Annotated in this window: 25 protein-coding genes, 1 pseudogene and 3 other annotated features; of the genes and pseudogenes, 7 read left to right on the top strand and 19 right to left on the bottom strand. The window is 37.0% G+C overall.

What is annotated here, in order from left to right; all coding sequences use genetic code 11:
- Positions 1–109: 109 nt before the first annotated feature.
- The 3 genes from pheT to ACQKNR_RS15625 form a co-directional block, all read right to left on the bottom strand.
- A complete protein-coding gene (gene pheT, locus ACQKNR_RS15635; protein WP_427318673.1) occupies positions 110–2530 on the bottom strand; it encodes a phenylalanine--tRNA ligase subunit beta in 2421 nt (806 codons plus the stop codon).
- 18 nt (positions 2531–2548) lie between these two features.
- Entirely contained in the window at positions 2549–3583 is a 1035-nt protein-coding gene (gene pheS, locus ACQKNR_RS15630; protein WP_000388217.1) for a phenylalanine--tRNA ligase subunit alpha, read from the bottom strand.
- Positions 3584–3626: 43 nt separating this feature from the next.
- Positions 3627–3855 (bottom strand) — a binding site (T-box leader).
- 62 nt (positions 3856–3917) lie between these two features.
- Positions 3918–4715 carry a TrmH family RNA methyltransferase gene (locus ACQKNR_RS15625; protein ID WP_427318672.1) on the bottom strand — a complete coding sequence of 266 codons (798 nt, stop codon included), beginning with the start codon at positions 4713–4715 and terminating at the stop codon, positions 3918–3920.
- An 82-nt stretch (positions 4716–4797) separates the two neighbouring features.
- Here ACQKNR_RS15625 and sspI point away from each other — a divergent pair, with 82 nt between their 5' ends.
- The 5 genes and pseudogenes from sspI (at position 4798) to ACQKNR_RS15600 (ending at position 7529) form a co-directional block, all read left to right on the top strand.
- On the top strand, positions 4798–5007 hold the full coding sequence (gene sspI / locus ACQKNR_RS15620; RefSeq protein WP_427318671.1) for a small acid-soluble spore protein SspI: 210 nt from the start codon (positions 4798–4800) through the stop codon (positions 5005–5007).
- Positions 5008–5182: 175 nt separating this feature from the next.
- A complete protein-coding gene (locus ACQKNR_RS15615; RefSeq protein ID WP_427318670.1) occupies positions 5183–5740 on the top strand; it encodes an HD domain-containing protein in 558 nt (185 codons plus the stop codon).
- Positions 5741–5878: 138 nt separating this feature from the next.
- Positions 5879–6591, top strand: a pseudogene (locus ACQKNR_RS15610) (CPBP family intramembrane glutamic endopeptidase).
- A 187-nt stretch (positions 6592–6778) separates the two neighbouring features.
- Complete coding sequence (locus tag ACQKNR_RS15605; RefSeq protein ID WP_427318669.1) at positions 6779–7153, top strand: ammonia permease; 375 nt, start codon at positions 6779–6781, stop codon at positions 7151–7153.
- A gap of 13 nt (positions 7154–7166) precedes the next feature.
- The gene (locus ACQKNR_RS15600) at positions 7167–7529 is read left to right on the top strand and encodes an ammonia permease (protein WP_427318668.1); all 363 of its coding nucleotides are present in this window, start codon (positions 7167–7169) and stop codon (positions 7527–7529) included.
- Between the two features lie 21 nt (positions 7530–7550).
- On the opposite strand, the gene ACQKNR_RS15595 is transcribed toward ACQKNR_RS15600, so the two are convergent.
- Together ACQKNR_RS15595 and ACQKNR_RS15590 are read right to left on the bottom strand one after the other, a co-directional pair.
- Positions 7551–9365: a DHA2 family efflux MFS transporter permease subunit gene (locus tag ACQKNR_RS15595; protein WP_427318667.1), complete on the bottom strand. Its 1815-nt coding sequence runs from the start codon at positions 9363–9365 to the stop codon at positions 7551–7553.
- A 12-nt stretch (positions 9366–9377) separates the two neighbouring features.
- Positions 9378–10031: an HlyD family secretion protein gene (locus ACQKNR_RS15590; RefSeq protein ID WP_071771032.1), complete on the bottom strand. Its 654-nt coding sequence runs from the start codon at positions 10029–10031 to the stop codon at positions 9378–9380.
- A 295-nt stretch (positions 10032–10326) separates the two neighbouring features.
- Here ACQKNR_RS15590 and ACQKNR_RS15585 point away from each other — a divergent pair, with 295 nt between their 5' ends.
- Complete coding sequence (locus ACQKNR_RS15585; RefSeq protein WP_427318666.1) at positions 10327–10944, top strand: TetR/AcrR family transcriptional regulator; 618 nt, start codon at positions 10327–10329, stop codon at positions 10942–10944.
- 42 nt (positions 10945–10986) lie between these two features.
- On the opposite strand, the gene ACQKNR_RS15580 is transcribed toward ACQKNR_RS15585, so the two are convergent.
- From ACQKNR_RS15580 to ytxC, 7 genes are all read right to left on the bottom strand, one after another.
- Positions 10987–12072: a M42 family metallopeptidase gene (locus ACQKNR_RS15580; RefSeq protein ID WP_000163555.1), complete on the bottom strand. Its 1086-nt coding sequence runs from the start codon at positions 12070–12072 to the stop codon at positions 10987–10989.
- A 70-nt stretch (positions 12073–12142) separates the two neighbouring features.
- Complete coding sequence (locus tag ACQKNR_RS15575; RefSeq protein WP_000365050.1) at positions 12143–12634, bottom strand: dUTP diphosphatase; 492 nt, start codon at positions 12632–12634, stop codon at positions 12143–12145.
- A gap of 634 nt (positions 12635–13268) precedes the next feature.
- Positions 13269–13625 (bottom strand): 50S ribosomal protein L20, encoded by a 357-nt coding sequence (rplT, locus tag ACQKNR_RS15570; protein WP_001138362.1) that lies wholly within the window; start codon positions 13623–13625, stop codon positions 13269–13271.
- A gap of 37 nt (positions 13626–13662) precedes the next feature.
- The gene (rpmI, locus tag ACQKNR_RS15565) at positions 13663–13863 is read right to left on the bottom strand and encodes a 50S ribosomal protein L35 (protein WP_001125945.1); all 201 of its coding nucleotides are present in this window, start codon (positions 13861–13863) and stop codon (positions 13663–13665) included.
- Between the two features lie 21 nt (positions 13864–13884).
- Entirely contained in the window at positions 13885–14388 is a 504-nt protein-coding gene (gene infC / locus ACQKNR_RS15560) for a translation initiation factor IF-3 (RefSeq protein ID WP_000973214.1), read from the bottom strand.
- A gap of 62 nt (positions 14389–14450) precedes the next feature.
- Positions 14451–14571, bottom strand: a sequence feature (ribosomal protein L20 leader region).
- 210 nt (positions 14572–14781) lie between these two features.
- Positions 14782–16713, bottom strand: coding sequence for a threonine--tRNA ligase (gene thrS, locus ACQKNR_RS15555; protein WP_427318665.1), 1932 nt, complete (start codon positions 16711–16713; stop codon positions 14782–14784).
- A gap of 47 nt (positions 16714–16760) precedes the next feature.
- Positions 16761–16989 (bottom strand) — a binding site (T-box leader).
- Between the two features lie 31 nt (positions 16990–17020).
- Positions 17021–17902: a putative sporulation protein YtxC gene (gene ytxC, locus ACQKNR_RS15550; protein WP_427318664.1), complete on the bottom strand. Its 882-nt coding sequence runs from the start codon at positions 17900–17902 to the stop codon at positions 17021–17023.
- Between the two features lie 217 nt (positions 17903–18119).
- Between ytxC and ACQKNR_RS15545 the strand changes: the two genes are divergently transcribed.
- Entirely contained in the window at positions 18120–18317 is a 198-nt protein-coding gene (locus tag ACQKNR_RS15545) for a DUF4177 domain-containing protein (protein ID WP_427318663.1), read from the top strand.
- A gap of 31 nt (positions 18318–18348) precedes the next feature.
- On the opposite strand, the gene dnaI is transcribed toward ACQKNR_RS15545, so the two are convergent.
- The 7 genes from dnaI to ytaF all read right to left on the bottom strand — a co-directional run bounded on the left by dnaI (position 18349) and on the right by ytaF (position 25134).
- Entirely contained in the window at positions 18349–19287 is a 939-nt protein-coding gene (gene dnaI / locus ACQKNR_RS15540; protein WP_427318662.1) for a primosomal protein DnaI, read from the bottom strand.
- 33 nt (positions 19288–19320) lie between these two features.
- The gene (locus ACQKNR_RS15535) at positions 19321–20727 is read right to left on the bottom strand and encodes a replication initiation and membrane attachment family protein (RefSeq protein ID WP_427318661.1); all 1407 of its coding nucleotides are present in this window, start codon (positions 20725–20727) and stop codon (positions 19321–19323) included.
- A gap of 294 nt (positions 20728–21021) precedes the next feature.
- A complete protein-coding gene (gene nrdR, locus ACQKNR_RS15530) occupies positions 21022–21483 on the bottom strand; it encodes a transcriptional regulator NrdR (protein WP_001203687.1) in 462 nt (153 codons plus the stop codon).
- 305 nt (positions 21484–21788) lie between these two features.
- Positions 21789–22172, bottom strand: a complete 384-nt coding sequence (gene speD, locus ACQKNR_RS15525; RefSeq protein ID WP_002003660.1) for an adenosylmethionine decarboxylase — start codon at positions 22170–22172, stop codon at positions 21789–21791.
- A gap of 387 nt (positions 22173–22559) precedes the next feature.
- Positions 22560–23588, bottom strand: a complete 1029-nt coding sequence (locus ACQKNR_RS15520) for a glyceraldehyde-3-phosphate dehydrogenase (protein WP_427318660.1) — start codon at positions 23586–23588, stop codon at positions 22560–22562.
- A gap of 109 nt (positions 23589–23697) precedes the next feature.
- A complete protein-coding gene (coaE, locus tag ACQKNR_RS15515) occupies positions 23698–24300 on the bottom strand; it encodes a dephospho-CoA kinase (RefSeq protein ID WP_427318659.1) in 603 nt (200 codons plus the stop codon).
- Between the two features lie 201 nt (positions 24301–24501).
- The gene (ytaF, locus tag ACQKNR_RS15510) at positions 24502–25134 is read right to left on the bottom strand and encodes a sporulation membrane protein YtaF (RefSeq protein WP_193410569.1); all 633 of its coding nucleotides are present in this window, start codon (positions 25132–25134) and stop codon (positions 24502–24504) included.
- Between the last annotated feature and the right edge of the window lie 60 nt (positions 25135–25194).

The following is a 25194-nucleotide window of genomic DNA, read 5'->3' as shown; positions in this document are numbered from 1 at the left end:
GCGATTTTTATAATTTATCGGCGATTCGACATAGAATATCGACTTATCAACAATAATCGACAACCGCTCCAATAAAAAAATTGCCGGAATTAAATCCGGCAATTTTTTATTACTTACGTAACTCCGCACCAAATTTCTCTTCTACCGCTGTTAATACACGGTTATGTGCTTCTGTTACTTCTTCGTCTGTTAATGTACGTTCTGCATCGAAGTAGTTCATAGAGAATGCAAGTGATTTCTTGCCTTCTTCCATTTTTTCACCTTCGTATAAGTCGAATAGTGTTACGTCTTTCAGAAGTTCTCCGCCAGCTTCAGCAATGACTTGCTTCATTTCACCAGCTTTTGTTTCTTTTGTTACTACAACAGCCATATCACGTGTCATAGATGGGAAACGTGGAATTGCTGAGTAATAAGTTTCCTCCGCGTCTGCACCGAATACTTTTACAAGAGATAGTTCGAATACGAATGTATCTTTCACATCTAATTGTTTTTGCGCTTCAGGGTGCAATTGACCGATGAATCCAATTACTTCACCATCTAATACGATGTCAGCTGTACGGCCTGGGTGCATACCTTCACGTTTTGCTGGTGCATATGTGATTTGGTTTGCAACGCCAAGTACGTCGAATAATCCTTCTAGTATACCTTTCACAACGAAGAAGTCTACCACTTTCTTCTCACCTTGCCATGCATGGTGAAGAGCAAGACCTGTCATAACACCTGCAAGATGTTGTTCTTCTTTCGGAAGTTCTCCTGCTTCTGTTGGCAAGAAGACAGAACCTACTTCATATAAAGCGACGCTGTCGTTTTTACGAGCAACATTGTATGAAACTGCTTCTAACAATTGTGGTACTAAGCTTAAACGAAGTTGGCTACGCTCTTCACTCATTGGAAGTGCAAGGTTTACAGGAGCTTTTTCGTTTGGCTCAACCATATATTGTTTCGCTTTGTCAGCGCTTGTTAATGAATACGTGATTGCTTCATATAAACCAGCACCTTCTAAGAATCGACGTACTTTACGACGTTTCGTTTGTGCTGCTGTTAATTTACCACGAGTCATCGTTCCAGAAGGTAATGTAACTGGAATGTGGTCATAACCGTATAGGCGTCCCACTTCTTCTACTAAGTCTTCTGAAATTGTAATATCAGGACGACGTGCTGGTACGTTCACATGGAATGTTCCTTCTACTTCTGTGAATGGGAATTTTAAGTTTGTGAAAATTGTACCCATTTCACTTGCAGAAATATCTGTACCTAATACACGGTTTACTTTTTCAGCTGTAACAGATACTGTACGTTCTTGTACTTGTAAGTTATCAGCTTCTACTACACCTTCAAGTGCTTCTCCGCCAGCGTATTTTGCCATTAAAGCAGCAGCGTGTTGAATTGCTTCAAATGTACGTGTTGGGTCGATTCCTTTTTCGAAACGTGCACTTGATTCACTGCGAAGACCTAAGTCTTTTGATGTACGACGTACTGTTTGACCTGCAAAGTATGCAGACTCAATTAGAACGTTTACTGTATCATTTGTAACTTCAGAATCAGCTCCGCCCATTACACCCGCAACAGCTAAAGCTTTTGTGCCGTTTGTAATTACAAGGTGGTGGCTTTGTAATGTACGCTCTTGATCATCTAACGTTTCAATTGTTTCGCCTTCTTTTGCAAGACGAACAACGATTTCTTTTGAACCTAATTTATCGTAATCGAATGCATGTAACGGTTGACCGTATTCCATTAAAATGTAGTTTGTAATATCTACTACGTTGCTAATTGGACGAATGCCAGCTGCCATAAGGCGAGTTTGCATCCACATTGGTGATGGACCAATCTTTACGTTTTTAACCATTTTTGCAATATATAATGGATTTTCTTCTTTCGCTTCTACACTTACAGAAATGTAATCAGAAGTTTTTTCTGCTGTTTCTTGTAAGTCGATAGCTGGAAGCTTCACTTCACGGCCATAAATAGCAGCTACTTCATATGCAACACCTAACATGTTTAAGCAATCTGCACGGTTTGGTGTTAAACCAAGTTCAAGTACTTCATCATGTAAGTTTAAAATTTCAAGTGCATCTGCACCAACTTCAGCGTCGCTTGGGAAGATGAAGATACCATCTGCGTATTCTTTTGAAACTAATTTTCCATCAATGCCAAGTTCTTGAAGAGCACAAACCATACCGTGAGAAGCTTCACCGCGTAGTTTCGCTTTTTTAATTTTAAAGTTACCAGGAAGTACAGCACCAACTTTTGCAACTGGTACTTTTAAACCTTTTGCAATGTTAGCAGCACCACAAATAATTTGTACTGGTTCTTCTTCACCGATATCGATTAAGCATTTGCTTAATTTATCAGCTTCTGGGTGTTTTTCACATTCTAATACGTGACCAACTACAACACCTTTTACACCTTTATTTAATACTTCAACGCCTTCTACTTCAATACCACTTTTCGTGATTTTGTCTGCTAGTTCTTGTGCTGTTACATCTTTAATATCTACATACTCTTGTAACCAACGATATGATACGAACATATTTATCCTCTCCTTCCCTTACGCTCGTTTGAATTGTTGTAAGAAACGTACATCATTTGTATAGAAATGACGAATGTCATCAACGCCGTATTTCAACATTGCGATACGCTCTGCGCCCATACCGAATGCGAAACCTTGATATTCTTTTGAATCATAACCAGCCATTTCAAGTACGTTCGGGTGAACCATACCTGCGCCTAAAATTTCGATCCAGCCAGTTCCTTTACAAGTGCCGCAACCTTTACCGTGACACATCATACAAGAAATATCCATCTCTACAGATGGCTCTGTGAATGGGAAGAAACTTGGACGAAGACGGATTTCACGATCTTCACCGAACATCTTTTTCACGAATACTTGCAGTGTACCTTTTAAGTCACTCATGCGAATGTTTTTATCAATTACAAGACCTTCAATTTGCATGAATTGGTGTGAATGTGTCGCATCATCGTCATCACGGCGATACACTTTACCAGGACAAATAATTTTGATTGGGCCTTTTTCTTTGTTATTTTCCATCGTACGTGCTTGCACAGAAGATGTATGCGTACGTAGTAACGTTTCTTCTGTAATGTAGAATGTATCTTGCATATCACGCGCTGGGTGATCTTTCGGTAAGTTTAATGCCTCGAAGTTGTAGTAGTCTTTTTCTACTTCTGTTCCTTCAGCTACTTCATAACCCATACCGATGAATACATCTTCAATTTGCTCTACAACAGCTGTTAACGGATGATGACAACCTGTTTCAACAGGACGACCTGGCAATGTAACATCAATTGTTTCAGTAGCTAATTTCGCTTCAATTACTGCTTTTTCTAAGTTACCAATTTTGTCATCTAGACGCGTTTGAATCGCTTCACGTACTTCATTTACTAATGCTCCCATACGTGGACGCTCTTCTGCTGATAATTTTCCCATGCCGCGTAATACTTCTGTGATTGGGCCTTTTTTCCCTAAATACGCTACGCGTACATCGTTTAAGCCCTTTAGCTCTTTCGCTTCTTCAATAAGCTCTAACGCTTTTTGCTTTAGCTCTTTTAAACGTGCTTCCATTTGGAACCCTCCTAATTTTAAAAATAAAAAAACCTCGCTCCCAAAAAGGGACGAGGTAAATTCGCGGTACCACCCTAAATTGACAGAACAAGTCTGCCCACTCATTAGTTATAACGATCAATTCTGACCGGAACGCCTTTACATATACATGGTCCTGGCGTCAACTCCAGAGGTGAATTCACTTCCGTCTACCATAAGAATGCTTTCAGTCTACGGCACTCTCTCCCTATATGGCGATTTTGTAAGCTACTCTTCTCTATCAACGTTTTTCGTTATTTAACTTTAATTATATGTTCATTACGAACATGTACTTCAACTTATTATAAGAAGTTTTTTATTTGTTCGCAACTGGGCTTTGTAAATAATACGTTAAAATCCCTGCTGCAACTGCAACATTTAATGATTCTGCCCCGCCGTAAATCGGAATATACAAGTTTTGATCCGTTTTCGCAAGAATTTCTTGGCGCACGCCACTTCCTTCATTTCCTACAATTAATGCAAAACTTCCAGCTGGTGTTACTTCACCGTAAGGAACTCCATTTTCAAGAGCTGTTCCATATACAGGAACGTTATTTTCTTTTAACTTGTCTACCCATTCTTCTAAGTTCCCTTTTACAATCGGTAAGTGGAAAACAGAACCTTGTGTAGAGCGAAGTACTTTACTATTATATGCATCAACGCACCCTTCTCCAAGCACAACGGCATGAATACCAGCTGCATCAGCTGTACGAATAATTGTCCCTAAGTTACCTGGGTCTTGAAGACCATCTAATAAAAGAAACTTCCCATCTGTAAGAGCTACTTCACTCTCGTGTTTCTCACAAACAGCAAATACACCTTGCGTCGTTTCTGTTTCACGAAGTACTTTTACGATTGCTTCAGGCACGATATACATTTCCACATCATTAACTGTCCAATCTTTCGGAAGATCTGTCTGATCAGAAACGATAAGTTCTGTTACAACTCCTGCCTTCAAAGCTTCCTCCACTAAGTGGAATCCTTCTACAAAAAATAAGCCTTTTTTATCGCGTTCTTTTTTCGTTTGCAGCTTTTTCCACTGCTTCACACGCGGATTTTGTACTGAATCAATGTTTTTCATAATATGTATTTCCCTCTCTTCTTGTCTTATCATTATAGCCTATTTTTCATACATATTTACATAAAAAAGAACAAAAACTAACGTCAGTTTCAATTCTGAAGAAGAGGTGAAAGCAATGAATTTTAATTTACGCGGCGCTGTATTAGCGAATGTATCTGGTAATACGCAAGACCAATTACAAGAAACGATTGTCGATGCCATTCAAAGCGGTGAAGAAAAAATGCTTCCAGGCCTTGGCGTTTTATTCGAAGTTATTTGGAAAAATGCTGGTGAAAATGAAAAACACGAAATGTTAGAAACACTAGAGCAAGGATTAAAAAAATAAGCAACAAAAGGTCACCTTAGTATAAGCTGAGGTGATTTTTTTATGGAAAAAAATTTTTCTTTTCCTAAACATTTCTACTTTACTAACACCAATTGATGGAGTACAATGTTCAAAATACATTTAAACCGATCGATTTTCTTCATATACACCATTAGATAAAAGGAGTGAATGTTTTATGCACCGTATTACGCTTGAACAAATTTTTAAACATCATATTACACAAAAATACGTAAATCGTTCTGGAATGGTCCACGCGATTGCTGTCGCTTACCATGCGTTTCACTTAGCTAAAAAGCATCACGCCTCAGTCGATGCTGCGACAAAAGCTGGTTTCCTGCATGACATTGGGCATCATACGTGGTACACAGGCGGCGAATGGGATTATGACTTATATAAAAAGAATGATATACATGCAATTAAAGGAGCAGAAAGAGCTCATAAATTGCTTATTAGATTAGGAGAGCATCCGAAACTAGCAAAAGAAATTTCTATCGCGATTCTTCTTCATACAGATTCTTTCTTAGTGGAACAAGAAATTGAAAGAACATCTCTGCAAAACATTATTAAATGGGCGGATGAAGCAGATGAAGAACCGGGCGGAGCACATCATTATAGAACGATTTCTTATGAAAAAGCACTAAAAGCAATTCAGCAGTTAGATCGATTGGTAGAGCGTGAATTGCAAATAGAGCAATCGAAATCGGATAACAAGGCAGAACATAGTTATCAATGAGAAAGAGGCATCACTACAGGGTGATACCTCTTTTATTTTTTTCTTTAAATACAATGTAGGATGTAATATTTAAATATTACACCCTGAATAAAAATACCTTATAATTGGATATACAAATATAAAGAGGTGATTCTACATATGCAATCCGCTACACAACTTCCTTATGAACAGAAATATTCTATGTCATGGGGACAATTTATTAGCTCGGTTTTATTTGCTTTTTTCGGAACTGGACTTATTACTTTGTTCCTAGCAATGCCCTTAACAATTTATACAGCCGGTCTCACTAATAAAAAACAAATTGCCCTGTATGAATCTATTGCAAACACCGCCAGTATCGCATTACAACTAGCCATGCTGTTATTCTTCATATTTAAATTTGAACCAGCGAAAAGATTATTACTAAAATCTTTTAACTTTAAGGTGATTAAAGAATGGCGTACATACATATACTTACTTCTTTTTTCACATTAAACATCTTACTCAATTATATCTTGCTAAATTATGTATTCCAAAGCGCAACAAAGCAACAATCTTCTGCACTCAACTTAGACGTTTTTAATCAATATCAAATATTATTACTTATCGGATTTGGGATACTCACACCTATTTTTGAAGAACTCATTTTTCGTGGCTTCATACTTCGCTTCTTATCAGAGCGTTTTTCATTTTGGATTGCAGCAATCTTAACGAGCTTCTTCTTCGGTATCGCTCACACATACTCACTCGGAGTAATGGTAATTACTTTCTTCATGGGATTATTAATGGCTATTTTATGCAAGAAAACAAACTCCATTATTCCAGCTATGCTATTTCATATTACAAATAATATGTTGGCATTTTTAAGTTAAAAAGAGGTATCATCACGATACCTCTTTCACTCTTTTATAACAACTTCAAACCCTTCTTCCGTTAACACTTTTCAATCATTCGTATCGTTACTACTCATTTCTATCAAATTATACATATTTATTAATAATATCCAAAATAAACCTCATGTAGTAAAATATAACTTAATTAATATAAAGGAGTTTACGTATGTTCAGTATTATTTGGATGCTTTTTATGCCACTTCTCTTATTATGTGGAATTGCTGGTGGTATTTTTTTAGTAGTAACAGGAATTATTCATCGGAAATTATTTGTTATCTTAATGGGGATTATTTGCTTCTCATTCGTTATAATGCCTTTTATTTTTTTGAACAAAGGTATCAACGGAGAGAACGTTCTTCACATTCCAACTGTTCTATATTGGATGCTTTTCTCTCTAGCTGGTTTATTAGCAGGATTGAATGGGGTACGTTCAAAAATGAATAGTATACGCAACATGGGATTCATTATTTTCTCAATAGGGCTGTTCGCAGCTATTTGTTATCAGCTCATGTCTATGCCAGATTCATTTTTCATTCGTTAAGGAGTTATTATACATGGAATCTACCGGATTATTTATTTGGCTTATCTTAGCCCCTATTTTATTGTTATGTGAAATCATCGTTGGTATTTTTTTAATTGCTACCGGAATTAAATATCGCAAATTACTTACCATTATAGCTGGATTGATTAGCGTATTATTTATCGTTGTTCCTATCATTTGTATAGGAATCGGAATAGATTCAGGGCTAAAATTCCCAATTTCAGGAACTTTATATTGGAGTTTCTTCCTTTTAGCTGGACTATTAGCTATTATAAGCGGGAGACAATTAACACATATTCGTTCTATGGGTATAATTTTGTTTATAACAGGATTATGCTCTTTGACTGCTTATCATCTTTTATATCTAACTACATAAAAACACAAAAAAGCAGGGAAATTAATTCCCTGCTTTTCTATTTGCTTTCTTTCCTGATGGTAAGAAGAACGATAACACCCAAGCAACACCTGCTAATATGGTTGCAATTAAGAAGGCATCGTTAATACCGTTAATTGCAGATAGCTTTGAAATTTGTCCATATAATAGTTGCGTACTCATCGCGTCTCCCGCTTGAGCTGATCCGGCTAAGGCCGCTAAGCTTTGACCCATGCCGTGTACTTTATCAACTAATATTGGGTTTGATGTTGTTAACATGTTGCCGTAATCTGCTACGTGAGCAGTTGTTTGTTGCGTCATAAGCGTGATTAATATTGCTGTTCCAATTGAACCAGCTACTTGTCTGGATGTATTTTGCGTTGCTGTACCGTGAGATATTAATTTCATCGGCAGTGCGTTCATACCAGCTGTCATAATTGGCATCATAATGAATGACATACCAATCGAACGTATAATATAATCCGTCATAATAACACTATACGGCGTATCCATTGATAACTTTGTAAATTCATATGTTGCAAACGTTGTAATGGCTAATCCGACAATTGCTAACGGACGAATGCCATACTTATCAAATAGTTTACCTGCAACCGGCCCCATGATACCCATAATTAATGATCCTGGAAGTAATAATAAACCTGATTCTATCGGTGTAAAACCGCGAATGTTTTGCAGATATACTGGAAGTAGTAACATACCTCCGAATAAAGCCATCGTAACGATTGCATTAATTAATAAGGTGAAAGTAAATACTGGATATTTAAATACTTGTAAATCAAGCATTTTATTGTCCGTTGTTAGCTCTCTCCAAATAAATAACCCTAAACCAATGACGCCGATGATAAGTGTTATAACAACTTCTGCACTAGTCCAGCCATTATTTCCAGCTTCACTAAATCCATACAGTAAGCTTCCTAGCCCTATACTTGAACTAATAACACCGAATACATCTAACTTCGTTTTAGACACTGGCTGAGCTAGTGTAAAGAATTTTAAAGATAAGAACGTAATAATTAAACCGATCACAAACATCCCATAGAACATTAAGTTCCAGCTATAGTTTTCAATTACCCAACCTGTTACAGTCGGTCCGATAGCTGGTGCTAAAATCATCGCTACCCCTAATAGTCCCATCGCCGCTCCGCGCTTATGAGGCGGGAATAACGCCATGAAGATATTCATACCAACTGGCATTAAAATACCTGCACCGACCGCTTGAATAACGCGGCCTGTCATCATCATTGTAAAGTTTCCTGAAGTAGCACAAATGATAGATCCTACAGTGAAGAATAACATTGCTGCTACGAATAATTTACGATACGTAAACCGTGAAACTAAAAAGGCACTAATCGGTACTAAAATTCCGTTTACAAGCATGAAACCTGTAATTAACCATTGTGCTGTTGAAGTTGATACGTTAAATTCGTTCATTAATGGCGGTAGTGCAACGTTAATGATTGTTTGGTTTAAAATAGAAACGAACATACCGAAAATCAATACCGCTACGACTGCCTTCACATTTACATTCTCTAGAGGCATAGACATTTGTTTTTTCGGCACTTCTTTTTCTTGTTTTACTTCTTCTTGCTTCCCTGTTTCTAATTCAACTACATTAGAAACTTCTGTTTCTTGTTTTGATTCAATTTCTTTCTCTACTGTTTCTACCTTACTTACTTCTATCTTACTTACTTCTATCTTACTTACGGCTGGGACTTGTTCTTCTCCCACATTCGTTTTTTTCTTTCGTAAAAGACGATTTACAAGGAAGAAGACGATTATACAAAATAGTGCATATCCTGCAATTACAATTGAGGACATCTCATCTCCCCCTTACTTATGAATACGAACTGACACATTCATTCCAGGAACAATATTTACTGATTTACTATGATCTAAAGAAATTTTAACTGGTACAACTTGCTTTACTTTCGTATAGTTCGCTGTTGCGTTACTTGATGGTAACATCGAGAATGTATTTGCTGTTGTTAATCCAACTTGTTCTACTTTCCCTGTTAACGTTGTATCTGGGTATGCATCTACATATACATCTACTGTTTGGCCTTTTTGAACATCATCAATAGTTGTTTCTTCAATGTTTGCTGTTACCCATAAATTGTTCATATCAAATGCGTAAGCAATCGGGCTACCTGCTCCAACGAACGCATTTGTCGTTGCGTTTGATTGTACAACTGTTGCATTTTGTGGAATTGTTACATCTACTGTTTGTTCTCCATTTGCTGCCGCTACAGTAACAGCACCTAATTTATCGTTCTCATTGTAGTTCTTTCCTACTTCAGCTTTCCAGTCAGTTAGTTTACCCGCTACTGGTGAAGCAATCGGAATTACCTTTCCATCAATTTTTGCATTGTCTGTTTTTAAGTAATTTTCCGTTTGATTGTAATAGTAATAACCGCCAATGCCGCCACCAACTAATACAATTAATGTGATAATGTTAATAATGACCATTCTTCGAAACTGATTCATTGCATTCCTCTCCTTATATCGCATATAATTTTTTTCTAAACTATTTACATCCTTTTTGTTTAGATTGCTTAATTGTTAATTATATTAACTTTTAACCAAAAAAATCACACCATCGGCAGTATAAACCTAATTTGTTTGCCTGCGAGCGGTGCTGATTTCTAAAGGACTATCGTTTATAATTATAAATAATTATGCCGAATCTACAACCAACAATTTAAACCTATATGTTGTTTAAACAACATTACACTATATATGTGTTGTTTAAGTTAAAAAAATTAAACGAGGTGAAGTAAAAATGTCTATTAAAAATACAAATGATCCACGTGTAAAACGGACGAGACAAATCATACAGGATGCTTTTGTCGCTTTAGTAGGCGAAAAGGGCTTTGAAAATGTAACTGTGCAACATATCGCAGAACGTGCTCCTGTAAATCGCGCTACATTTTATAGCCATTACCATGATAAATATGACTTACTAGATAAAAGCATAGACGAAATGCTAGAAAAGCTAGTCGAGGTGATTAAGCCTGAAAAACGAAGTAAAGAAGGCTTCCAACTTACATTTGATTCCCCACATCCGACCTTTTTGGCTTTATTTGAGCATATCGCAGAAAATGCTAAATTCTATAACGTTATGCTTGGGGATAAAGCAGCTGGAAACTATACGTATAAGATGATGAAAACAATTCAAACACATTTAACATTAAGCCTTTCCATTTCACAACCTAATGATGAAAAACTAATGGTTCCACGTGATATTCTCATTAGTTATGTTACTGGCGCCCACCTTGGGATGATTATGTCATGGTTAAAAAAAGGCATGATTTATACCCCGCATTTTATGGCCATGCAATTAACTCGTTTAATTATTTTAGGAGCCCATACTGCTGCAGGCTTAGAAAGGCCCTTTTAAAACAGAAAAAAGCGAAGGAGAATCCCCCTTCGCTTTTTTCTATTAATTAAATGTAATGTTATGTACAGCCTCTTTATCAAGGCGTTTAATAACTTCTACAATTAACTTCACTGCATTTTCATAATCATCACGATGTAACATTGCTGCATGTGAATGGATGTAACGCGTTGCAATTGTAATTGCCATAGATGGAATACCATTTACAGCAATGTGAATTGCGCCTGCATCCGTTCCGCCACCAGCTACTGAATCATATTGATATGGAATTTGTAATTCATCGGCAACATCAACTACGAAATCACGTAAGCCTGTATGTCCAATAACAGAAGCATCATATAAAATGATTTGTGGACCATCGCCCATTTTACTTTGCGCTTCTTTTGACGTTACACCTGGTGTATCTCCAGCGATACCAACATCTACTGCGAACGCGATATCTGGTTTAATATAATTCGCCGACGTTTTTGCACCGCGAAGACCAACTTCTTCTTGTACAGTTCCAACACCGTATACAACGTTTGGATGTTTTTCATCTTTTAATTGTTTTAATACGTCAATTGCAATAGCACAACCAATTCGGTTATCCCATGCTTTTGCAAGTAACATTTTTTCATTCTTCATCACTTGGAATTCAAAGTAAGGTACAACTTGATCTCCAGGTCGTACGCCCCACTCCATCGCTTCTTCTTGGCTAGAAGCACCAATATCGATAAACATGTCTTTAATTTCAACTGGCTTTTTACGTGCTTCTGGAGGTAAAATGTGCGGTGGTTTTGAACCAATTACACCTGTTACATCTCCTTTGCGCGTTACAATCGTTACGCGCTGTGCAAGCATAACTTGTGACCACCAGCCACCCACCGTTTGGAAACGAAGGAAACCTTTGTCATCAATTTGCGTAATCATAAAGCCAACTTCATCTAAATGACCTGCAACCATAATTTTTGGGCCGTTTTCTTCCCCTACTTTTTTCGCAACTAAACTTCCTAAATTATCAGTAGAAAGTTCGTCCGCAAACGGCTCAATGTATTTCTTCATTACTTCACGTGGTTCACGCTCGTTACCAGCAATACCGCGTGCATCTGTTAACTCTTTTAGCATTGTCAATGTCGCGTCTAATTTTGTCATTGCCAACACCCTCCTTTTTCTTCAGTCACTTCATTATACAATAAGTAAATCGAAATATTCAAAAATCAACTTAATATCCTTGTGTTTGACGCTGATGATTTACTTCATTTTTATCTAAATACGCCTTTTCAATTTCTTCTTGTTCAAATTCAAGCGCTTGTCCAAGTCGAAGATAGCTTGTAAATAATTCAATATAGTTCGTAATAGATGGTTGATCTGTAAAACGAATCACTTTCGCATATGTGTCTAAGAAAATTTCTACTTGTGTTTTATTCGTTTGTGCACATTTATAGAATAGGAAATTTTTATCAATACCTAAATCAATTCCGATTGACAAAATAAAATGCAAACCATCTACGTATTCTTCTAATATTACTTCACGTTCTGAAGCTGGTTTATTGCTCCAATATTTAAAACAACGTGTTTCGTTTGCAAGCTCTCCAATTTCTACAAGAAGAGCTAACATTTTTTCTTTCAATAGCTTTTTCGGTTGTAAGTCATGTTCTTTCGCAATACGGTCATCTAATTCTTTTTGTAATTTAAATAGTTGTAGTAAGTCCATTCTATTGTCCTCCTCCAACATCGCATTTTACGCAACAATGTTGTTTCATCTCAAAGTTCATTATTATTTTTCATTTCTTATTAATAAGTCAGCTATCTACCTCTTTATAAAATAGCTTGTCCTTAATTTGCAAATACGTTTCAATCATCACTCATAGATTGTTCACCCGATGAAAGTTCCATATCATCTTTCCATTATAGCAGTGTCGTTTCAGCTAGGAAAGATACTCTTCTTTCCAAACGAGCATAAATAAAGTGAAACTTTAATCAGTGGGGGTCTTACTGCCCGCAAATAGCGGGATAAAAAAAGCCAGGAGGATTCTCCTGACTTCATACATATATTCTTCTATATTGCTATAGCTTTTATATTGATTTTGTCATATCGATAACGACACATCCGTTAATCTTTGGAACTTCTTTCACTTCTAACTTTTCCTTGAACTCATTTACAACTGCTACATTCATGTAAACACTTCTTCGTTATCGTTACAAAAGTTCTTACAAACACATATTAATATACTTGAACGAGAAATAGCTCCCTTAATTACGACGATAATCAGCGGGAAATTTCGGTTGATTATAATGAATACAAATAAAAAAACCTTAGAAGAAAAATCTTCTAAGGTTTTAAATAATTAGTTAATGTTGTTTTTTGCAACTGTTGCTAATTCAGCGAAAGCTTTTTCGTCATGAACAGCTAAGTCAGCAAGCATCTTGCGGTTAACTTCGATGCCAGCATTTTTAAGACCGTGCATTAAGCGGCTGTAAGAAAGACCATTCATACGAGCTGCTGCGTTGATACGTGTGATCCATAATTTACGGAAGTCACGTTTCTTTTGACGGCGGTCACGGAATGCATACATTAGAGATTTCATAACCTGTTGGTTAGCAACCTTAAATAATGTATTTTTAGAACCATAGTAACCTTTTGCTAATTTAATTACTTTTTTACGACGTTGACGAGTAACTGTACCACCTTTTACTCTTGGCATAATATTACCTCCTAATTGTTCTATATATCAGCCGAACTTATTTTAAGTTGTCAAGCATTTGACGAATGCGTTTGAAGTCACCAGCGCTTACTACACCAGCTTTACGTAGTTTACGTTTAGCTTTTGTAGATTTGTTAGCGAATAAATGGCTTGTGTAAGCGTGAGAACGTTTCAGTTTACCTGATCCAGTCTTTTTGAAACGCTTTGCAGCGCCGCGATGAGTTTTTTGTTTAGGCATAGGTATTTCCTCCTCTATCTATTACTTATCGTTTTTCGGTGCTAAAACTAAGAACATACTACGTCCTTCCATTTTAGGCTTAGATTCAATTGTACTAACTTCAGCACAAGCTTCTGAGAAGCGATCTAAAACACGTTGACCGATTTCTTTATGAGTAATGGCACGTCCTTTAAAGCGAATTGACGCTTTAACCTTGTCGCCTTTCTCTAAAAACTTGATAGCATTACGAAGTTTTGTGTTAAAGTCATGTTCATCAATTGTTGGACTTAAACGTACTTCTTTCATGCTAATTACTTTTTGATTTTTGCGCTGTTCTTTTTCTTTCTTTTGTTGCTCAAAGCGGAATTTACCGTAGTCCATAATGCGGCATACTGGCGGTTTCGCATTTGGAGCAACCAATACTAAATCAAGATTAAGATTTGCAGCTAAGTCTAAAGCGTCATTACGAGACTTGATTCCAAGTTGATCGCCATTTGCACCAACTAAACGTACTTCACGTGCACGAATTTGCTCGTTAATCATCATATCCTTGCTAATAGTAAGCCACCTCCAAGGTTTTCTCAGAACATATTTTGTAGTCATAGAACCCGACAAAAAAAGTGCGGGCATACGACACCCACACTTGTAAAATCTTAAGTAAGAAATACATTTACCTGCTAACTGCGAATGCGTCCATCAGGTGAGAAGCGGGTGCTTCTACTTGTTCCACAAAACAATATTCTATTATCCTTGATGAGTTTATCATAGGACATGACGTCTGTCAAGAAGACGCAATGTGTTTTACTAACAACAAGAAATATTGTAACAAACAACTAACATACTTGCAATACTTTTTTATGATAAGTGTTACATGGTTATTTTTTCTAATTTTTCTCACTTATATTACATAGAAAAGCCGCGGTACACCGCGGCTCTTTCTTATCGTTTTCCTTCTACTTTAATCATGTCAACAAAAGCATCTAATGCGATTGTTTCTGATTTTTGTTCACCATATTTACGTACGTTTACGCCGTTTTCAGTTACTTCATTGTCACCTACTACAAGCATGTACGGAATTTTTTGCATTTGTGCTTCACGGATTTTGTAACCAATTTTCTCTTCACGAGTATCTAATTCAACACGGATACCAGCACGTCGTAATTCGTCTTGCACTTTCTTCGCATAGTCTAAATGTACTTGCGGAGAAACTGGAATTACTTGTACTTGAACTGGAGCTAACCAAGTTGGGAATGCACCTTTGTATTCTTCAATTAAGAAGGCTACAAAACGTTCCATAGTGGATACAACACCACGGTGAATTACAACTGGACGATGTTGTTTACCGTCTTCACCAACGTAAGTTAATTCAAAGCGTTCTGGAAGTAAGAAGTCTAATTGTACAGTTGAAAGTGTTTCGTCTTTTCCAAGAGCAGTACGAACTTGAACGTCAAGTTTTGGACCGTAGAATGCCGCTTCACCTTCAGCTTCATAGTAATCAAGACCCATTTCATCCATCGCTTCTTTTAACATACCTTGTGCTTTTTCCCACATCTCATCATCAGCATAGTACTTTTTAGTATCTTCAGGGTCACGATAAGATAGACGGAATGAATAGTTCTCTAAACCGAAATCTTTGTACACTTCTAGAGTTAAGTTTACAACACGTTTTAACTCTTCTTTAATTTGATCTGGACGAACGAAAATGTGCGCATCGTTTAAAGTCATTCCGCGTACACGCTGCAATCCAGATAACGCACCTGACATTTCATAACGGTGCATTGTTCCAAGTTCCGCAATACGGATTGGTAATTCACGGTAGCTGTGAATATCGTTTTTATAAACCATCATGTGGTGAGGGCAGTTCATTGGACGAAGAACTAATTCTTCATTATCCATTTCCATTGATGGGAACATGCCATCACGGTAGTGGTTCCAGTGACCAGAAGTTTCATAAAGCTCTCTGCTTCCTAATACTGGAGTATATACGTGATCATAGCCTAAGCTTGCTTCTTTATCAACGATGTAACGCTCGATAATACGGCGAATTGTTGCACCTTTTGGTAACCAAAGTGGTAAACCTTGTCCTACTTTTTGGCTATTAGTAAATAGTTTTAACTCTTTACCTAATTTACGGTGATCGCGCTCTTTTGCTTCTTCAAGCATACGTAAGTGCTCATCTAATTCTGCTTTCTTAACGAATGCAGTACCGTAAATACGTTGTAACATTTTATTACTGCTATCGCCGCGCCAGTAAGCACCAGCAACGCTTAATAATTTAAACACTTTAATTTTCCCTGTAGATGGAAGGTGAACACCACGGCAAAGGTCGAAGAATTCGCCTTGTTCATAGATTGAAATAACTGCATCTTCTGGAAGATCGTTAATTAAATCTAATTTTAACTCATCACCAATTTCCTCATAGCGACGAAGTGCTTCTGCACGTGGTACTTCATGACGAACGATTTCTAAGTTCTCGTTCACGATTTTTTGCATTTCTTTTTCGATTTTCTTGAAGTCTTCAACTGTAATTGCTTCTTCCATATCAATATCGTAGTAGAAGCCATTTTCGATTACTGGACCAATGCCAAGCTTAACATCTTTATATAAACGTTTTAACGCTTGTGCTAAAAGGTGAGCTGTTGAGTGGCGTAAAATGTATAAGCCCTCTTCAGAATCTAATGTAACAATAGAAACTGCACCATCTTCTTCGATTGGTGTAGCAAGATCGATCATCTCATCATTTAATTTTCCAGCCACAGCTTTTTTCTTTAAGCCTGGGCTAATAGAAGCTGCGATTTCTTCAGTTGTTACGCCTTTTGGAAACTCCTTCACAGCTCCATCAGGGAAAGTAATTTTAACTACATCTGCCATCACTGGTCACTCCTCTTTTTCTCAAAATAAAAAACACTCATCCCGTAAAAAGGGACGAGTGTTGAATTCGTGGTTCCACCCTTGTTCCAATTAACACCATTGTTAATTGCTCAAGTTCAACATAACGGTGTTGTCCGTTAGCAATTACTAGAAAAACCGTTCACTGCTAAAGTTTAGAGGGGGTAAGTAATAATCCCGTACTAGGAAGCTCACACCCTAAGGCTTCCCTCTCTGAAAATCGTAGAAAACTACCCATGTCCTCATCATGACATTTCAATATATTTCATTTATGTAGGTAATTATATGCTCAAAAACTTAGAAAATCAAGGGCGTTACCTTTATTTTTTAAATTTTTCACATTGCGTTCAAACTCATGTAATCCGTGCAATTGTATCCGTTCTTGAAATACATTTCGCAAAGTAATAATCATATTATGGTCTTGTTCTTTCGTATATAAATAAATCTTTTTCGGCGAAATAGAAAGGAGTGGTGCAATTACTTTCGTATCAATATATACATCCTTTTGCTTTAATAAATCTTCATCTATATATTGGACCAATTTCTCCTGTTTTAAACGTCTACCTTTATCATCATAGAAAATAAAACTTTCATCAAAAATAAGATGCACACAAGACAAACGTGACTTTCGGCTACTAACTTGTTGCCGAAGCGTTTCAATGAACATTTGATATTCTTGTTCCATCTTATACTCATCAATCGCCACTTCCGCAAGTTTAGCTACCATTTCCCTATATGTACGAAGACGAAAACGGACATATGATGAAAACGAGAATGAGAGCGGATCACAAAGCCAATTATTTAAAGAAGACTTAATATATGATTCAAATGTGTAACGTGTTAATTCACGAGTAACCCCTTTTCTTCTTCCCTTTAAAATCTCTTGTGCCATGTGCAATATTTGATGACACTCTTCTTGTTCTTCATAAAAAAACTTTTCTTTTAAGATTGTATATATCCATTCATTTTGTTTCACATTCACAATGAAATACACCATTACTGGTAATAAAATCTTTTCAATATAATTTGATTCACGTATTGGTATGTGAATCACAACTTTTTGTTCCTGTAAATACACACTCGTTTCCTTATATAACACTTCCGCTTTTTTCAGTAGTTGTTTATATACGTGCATAGCATCATTTTTTTCTTCGAAGCAAATTTCAATCACTTTTGTCCCCCCTTTTATCCCCGCTCTAAAGGATTTAAAAACCCTATAAGAGTCCGCCGTGGTAAAGTCTCTCAGCAGAAACAATCTTCTATCATTAGACATTCCACTCGGTACAACTTGCTAATTTCATATATATTAAGGGAGGGAGAAAAAAATGATACAAGCTCATATAATTTTTTATTGTATAATTGACGTATCACTAAAATGGGGTGTATAAATGTTTGAATATAAGTTTGTGAAAATCGAATTACATTGGGGGTTCGCTCGCTCAAAACCAGCTGAAGATTACCAAGAAATTATTCAAGAACATGCTAGAGACGGATGGAGGTTCGTGCAGATTTTCGCCCCTACGATTGGTAGTTCTGGCCAACCTGAATATTTCGATCTCATATTTGAAAAGAAAATATCACTATAATACAAAAGAGCAAGCTTCTCAGCTTGCTCTTTTACTTATGACGACGGTTCTTCCCGCCAATCGGAATTGGTTTCGCCAAATATTTAATTCGTTCCATAATACGTGCTGCCTTCATTTCTTCTGCTTCACCGCGCTGCGTATACGTCAAATGATGTTCTAACTGTTTGAAATCAAAGTTAGACGTAAAGAACGTCGGTAAGTTTTCTAACATACGGAATTGCAAAATTGCGCCGAGCACATCATCACGCACAAAGCTTGACATCGCTTCTGCTCCGATATCATCTAACATTAGAACTTGTACGCGTTTAACTGCATCAATCTTTTCCCCAATCGAATTATCTTGAATCGAACTTTTAATTTCACGTAAAAATTCTGGGAAGTATACGAGCATCGAACTTATTTTCTTTCGAGCAAGCTCATTCGCAATTGCTCCTAAAAGATACGTTTTCCCTACACCAAATTTACCGTACAAATATAAACCTTGTACTTTTTTACCTGGTTCATATGTGCTTAAAAATTCATTCGCTGCACCAATTGCATCAATACGTGCGTCTAAATCTGAAGGATCTAAGTTTTCCATCGTCGCCTGTAAAATATCAGTTGGCATATATACACTTTGAACAAGCTTTTCGTATTTCTTTCTCTCGTCATATGCTACTTTCCTAACGCAGCGATCGTATTGAATATCAATCATCTTACCTTGTATAACAAGCTTTGGCTCATATCCTTGCAACATGTTTTTACATGACCCTAGATCTGGACAATCCACACACCCTACACTTTGCCCAATATATTCATATAACTTCACAAGGCTGCGCTCAATCATAGAAGTTGTTACTTCACCTTTATGTTCGTCTATAAATTCTTTCACACGCGGATGTGCCATCACTTCCGCTTTTAATACTTCATATCTATTTTTAAAGTTTTCATTTTCCATTAATTTTGCAAATGAATTTTGAATATGCTCCATCTTCTCACCTCAAAGAGCGTTCATTCTCTTCTATTAATCACGCTTATATTTTTTCAACACTTCTTCTAGTCGTTTTCGTTCATCTTCCAACGTACTTGCATTTTTTTCCGCACTCACGTCTTTTTTCACAGTTTCTTTCGCTTGTTCTTTCGGTTCTTCTTTCAGCCAATCCGGCACCATTTCTTTACGCACTGTTTTCTTCGCCGTACGGCCTTTTTTCTTCGTCTCCGCCCACTCTTGATATTGACGGTTCTCTTCTTTCGCTAATGCCATCGCTTCAGCTACTGTACCGACCTTTTTACGCGCCCAATGCCCAGCAATCTTCTCCACATACGTTTTCGCAAGCTTCATATCTGAGCGTAGCATAACGTAATAAATAAGTACATTCACAACTCCTGGCGTTAATTTTTGATTGATCATTACATCTTCAACAATTTGCAAGTCCGCTTTCGTCGCCTCTGCACCACCAGAAATCTCCTTCAATAGTTGTTTTGGCGAGATTTCCTCTAACTGTTTTATAAGCATTTCCTCTTGCGTTGAAGGCTCTTTCTCTTTCATCGTACGCGCAGCGTGAGGCTGTACTCTTTCGCTTAAAACAGGTAACGCTTGACCGTTTTCAAATTGATACCAATCGCGCGCTCCTTTTCTAAGCCTTTCTATATCAATGGTCTGCATCTCCGTCACCGCACCAAGAACGATATTTTGCATCGATAACACATCTACACCATACACGTAAGCGAGTGTAATGACACATTCTCGCACTTGATCTGTAATTGCCTTCTTAGGAACGAGGGCGGACAATCCATCTACAAATAAGGAGAAGTCAAAGAAATCGTTCCAAACTTTCGGAACGTCTCCCTTCTCATTATTTGGCATAGTTGTCGTTTTCGGGATACGAAGGTCTTCTTGCGCATGTTCAAGCTGGCCTGGATTAAACGAATCAAATACATCATTGAAAGAACGCGTAATATTTTCATAAGAAGCAAAATCAAATTCTTCTTCTAAGAAATATTGCTTTACTTGATTATATTTTGTCCGACTCAATCGATTGTATAAAAAGATACTTAAAACAATATCATCAAAAAACTGCTTTGGAGATAAAGGTGGTTGCAATTCGTATATAAACATTCGAATATCTTTTTCTTTCTTAATATATACCTTCAAAAGCCCAATTGCTTCTAACTTTACTCGTTCCTCATATATTTCTGGAAGCTGCATTTGCATGGTCACCATAAGGGAATGATGCGTATTTTCTTTTCCAAAGACACGATCTTGCTCTAACTCCCCCCATAGTGTCATGTATAAGCTAAAAGCTCTACTACCTATTAACGGTTGATACAACATCGTTAACACTTTTCGGTCATAATTATGTAGTAGTCCTTTCGCACTTACTTTATAACGATCAATCGGCAATAGCTCCATCCATGACTGTTTTTCCATTCTTGCTTTTCCTTTCTCTCATCCAATCTATCCTCTAATTCATTCGTCCTATCTTCATTATATAATTTATTAGTGAAAAAGAGCTATTAGCTTACGCTTCTAGCTCTCTTATCTCATTATTTACAGTATGTAAAGAGAATAAAGTGAAACTTTAATCAGTGGGGATTTTGTCCATCCTCCACTGATTATTAGTTGAACCAATCGGGCAGTTATCTCCCACCTAACTTCCTCGCATTCGCCGAAGTTTGAGGCGAGAGTCTTACTGCCCGCAAATAGCGGGATAAAATATAGCTTCTACTCTCTTTCTTTTTGCAGTATATCTTTTAATTCTTCAATAAATACATTTAAATCTTTAAATTGACGATATACAGAAGCAAAACGCACGTAAGCAACATCATCAATATCACGAAGTTCTTCCATAACAATTTCACCAATCATATCACTTTTCACTTCTGATATACCTAAATTACGTAGTTCACGTTCCACACTTTGTGTTACTTCCTCTAATTGTCTTAAAGATACGGGTCTTTTTTCACACGCTTTAATTAAACCGCGTAAAATCTTTTCTTTATTAAACTCTTCTCGCGTACCTTCTTTTTTAACAACGATAAGAGGTGACTCTTCTACTCTTTCAAATGTCGTAAAGCGACTTAAACAACTTTCACACTCTCTCCTTCTTCGAATAGAACGCCCTTCATCTACCGGACGCGAATCTAACACTCTTGTGCCATTATGAGAACAGGATGGACAACGCAATTCATTCACTCCTTTACAATTTAATCTTTATTTTTCTCTACTCACTTCACGTAAAAATATATATACAATATTATATAACTCATTCTAACGCTCTTACCACTTTGAATTTACACGCACCATCTCGTTTTATCATACCCTAGTAACCAGCTGCCATATCTTCAAATAAAATGATAGGTGAAGCGCTAACTTACCTGTAAGGGCACACTTCATCCAACTAATGAGTACTTTAGATTTTTCCTTTTTTATAAACTAAAAAAGAGGTGCATTATACACCTCTTTACATTTTAAATCAATTATGTTCTTTTTTAAAGAGCTTTTGTTTCTCTCTGCTTAATTTCGAAGCTACCAGTGCCTCGAGGAAGCTCGATGCTCTCACGCGTTTTCGCGTTTAAACCTTCTGCAATATATTCTGCAGCAACATTTGGATCAATACGATCCCCACAAGTATAAACATCAATACTTGCGTAACCGTGCTCCGGAAAGCTATGAATTGTTAAATGTGATTCCGAGATAATTACTACTCCACTTACACCTTGTGGTGCAAATTTATGAAAAGCAACCTCACGTACTTCAGCACCAGCTCTTAGTGCTGCATCCACAAATAATTGTTCAATATACGGCATGTCATTAAGCTTGTCGAAATCGCAATCCCAAAGTTCAGCGATCACGTGACGACCCATCGTATCCATAGTATCCATTCTACAGTTCCCCCTTGTAAATTTAATCTAACTGTTCGAATTGAAAACTAATTTGCAATTTGGCTTGCTCCACTACCACGGGGGAAAGTTAGTCCAGAGAGGTCCTAACCCTTTAAGTAGTGACTACGTACCTCAGCTCTTAAGTTTACGAGTGTTAGTATACTTTGTTTATTTTCATTTTGCAACAACAGTTTTTTCGATTTTCTGTCATATTTTCCTCTTTACTTTTCCCTAAAAAAAATAAATGATTCACGAATGCAGTAATCCCAACGTTTCGTGGTATGTCCACTTTTTAAAATATACTCATATAATTTTTTCCTTTTTCAGAAAAAAATAAAAAAAGAGGGCAAATATTCACTTGCCCTCTCCCTTATTCACTTAAATATGTTGCACATTTTCTTGTTTTGCTAATTCACCAACAACTAACGTTACAAGATCTACAACACGACGAGAGTAGCCCCACTCGTTATCATACCAAGCAAGTACTTTCACTTTACGATCTCCCATTACCATTGTAGATAAACCATCAATGATAGCTGAGTGTGTATTTGTATTAAAGTCGATAGACACTAATGGCTCTTCGCTAAATTCTACAATACCTTTTAACGCACCGTTTGCAACAGTTTTGAATGCTTCATTAATTGCTTCAACTGTTACATCACGTTTTACATCTACTACTAAGTCAACAAGAGACACGTTTGGTGTTGGTACACGAAGTGCCATACCATGAAGTTTTCCATTTAGGTGCGGAAGAACTTTTGCTAGCGCTTTCGCAGCACCTGTCGTTGTCGGAATGATCGACTGTCCACAAGCACGTGCTCTTCTTAAATCTTTATGTGGGTTATCAATATTTTTTTGGTCATTTGTATAAGCGTGAACAGTTGTCATTAAACCGTTTTCAATTCCGAACTGCTCATCTAACACCTTTACAACAGGCGCTAAACAGTTTGTTGTACAAGATGCATTTGAAATAACAGTATGTTTCGTAATATCTAATTGGTCTTCGTTCACACCGACTACAATTGTTACGTCCTCATTTTTACCAGGCGCTGTTAAAATTACTTTTTTCGCTCCAGCTTCAACATGAAGGATCGCTTTTTCTTTTGAATTAAACTTACCAGTTGCTTCAATTACAACTTCAACACCTAAATCTTTCCAAGGCAATTCCTTTGGATCGCGGTTGTTTAAAAGGCGAATCATTTTCCCATCAACTAATAAGTGATCTTCAAATGCTTCTACTGTTCCGTCAAACTTGCCGTGAACTGTATCATACTTAATTAAGTGTGCTAACGTTTCAGATGGATAGCTTGCATTGATTGCTACAATTTCGAATGCGCTTTCTTTTATTGCCTGACGAAATACCATTCTCCCAATACGTCCAAATCCATTAATTGCCACACGAGTCATAATATGTTATCCCCCTTGAATGCGTTATACTATTTATCTCCAATCCCAATAATAGTATAACACAAAAAGGGGATATGTCACTAAGCATTTTCATTAATTTCACAATTTTTTAGTCAATAATGTTCCATTTTTTTAAAATTACCTGTAATTGTGTTTTCGTTTCAATAATTGTGCCATCATTATTTATGACTTCATCCGCATTCTTCACTTTTTCTTCTAACGGCATTTGAGATTGAATACGCGCTGTTGCTTCTTCTTCTGAAAAGTTATTTCGTTTCATTAAACGTTCTAATTGAGTATCAAGCGTAACTGCTACAACTAAAACGCGATCAACGAGACTTGTTAATTTACTTTCAAACAAAAGAGGAATATCTAACACAACCGCTTGCATACCTTCTTTTATGTACATTTCCTTTTGTGCATTCATTTCCTCACGTACTGCAGGATGAACAATTTTGTTTAACTGCAATCGTTTCTCTTCATTATAGAAAACGACACTCCCTAATTTTGGGCGGTCCAGTTCTCCATCTTCTTGTAACACTTCCGTTCCAAATACTTCTACTATTTTGTTATATGCTGGTTTTCCTCGTTCTACGACTTCTCGTGCAATAATATCTGCATCAATAACTGGTATACTTAGCTCGCGAAACATTTGGGACACTGTACTTTTTCCGCTCGCGATACCTCCCGTTAATCCAATTACTACTGTCATAATAATCCTCCTCACAATAAAGTGAAACTTTAATCAGTGGGGGTTTTGTCCATCCCCCCTGATTATTAGTTGAACCAATCGGGCTTTTACGGGCCGTTATCTCCCACCTAACTTCCTCGCATTCGCCGAATTTTGAGGTGTGAGTCTTACTGCCGCAAATAGCGGGATAAAAGGCGCGAAACTAATGTTCCACGCCCATACTTACATTTTCCAAATTCCAATAATAATGAGTAATACCCCAGGCAGGAATGTAAATTTTTGTAACCACTTCATATTCGATAACACCGTTCCAAGTTTCATTCCAATAAATAAAAACAAAGAACTCATAACTGCAACTAATAGCGCCATCATAGCAGGTGTATACCCTAATAAAGATGCACCAATTCCAGCACCAAACGAATCTACGGAAAGAGCGATACCAAGAAGTAACGCTTCTCCTGCAGAGATAGTTCCTGATTTATCAAAATCTGCTACAGTCGGTTTCCGTAAAATTTGAATCACTAGCCCGAGCGAAGCAATCTCTAATTTCCAAACCTTCTCCTCTTGCTTCGGTTCTTCTTTTTTATCACTTCGAAAAAATTGGTATAATACCCAAATTCCTATTCCAATAAGAACAAGCCCACCGATACGCGTTGCAATAACAGGTGAAAATACTTTCGCGATCATATGTCCAATTCCCATTGAAACAAGCATGACAGCCGCTGAACAGATTCCGATAATCATAATGGATCTTAGCGGAATTCTTACGCTCCTTAACCCATATGTCAGCCCTACACTACAGCTATCTAAGCTTAATGTAAAAGCTAATAAAATAAGAGATAAATAAAGGTACATCGGTAAGCTCCTCCCTTATACATAGCTCTGCTGTATGTATATGACAAATGCCTATCCGAT

The sequence above is a fragment of the Bacillus sp. NPDC094077 genome, from assembly GCF_050279465.1.
Classification (GTDB): Bacteria; Bacillota; Bacilli; order Bacillales; family Bacillaceae_G; genus Bacillus_A.
Note: the sequence above shows the minus strand (reverse complement) of the source record. Positions and strands in the feature narration are given on the sequence as shown.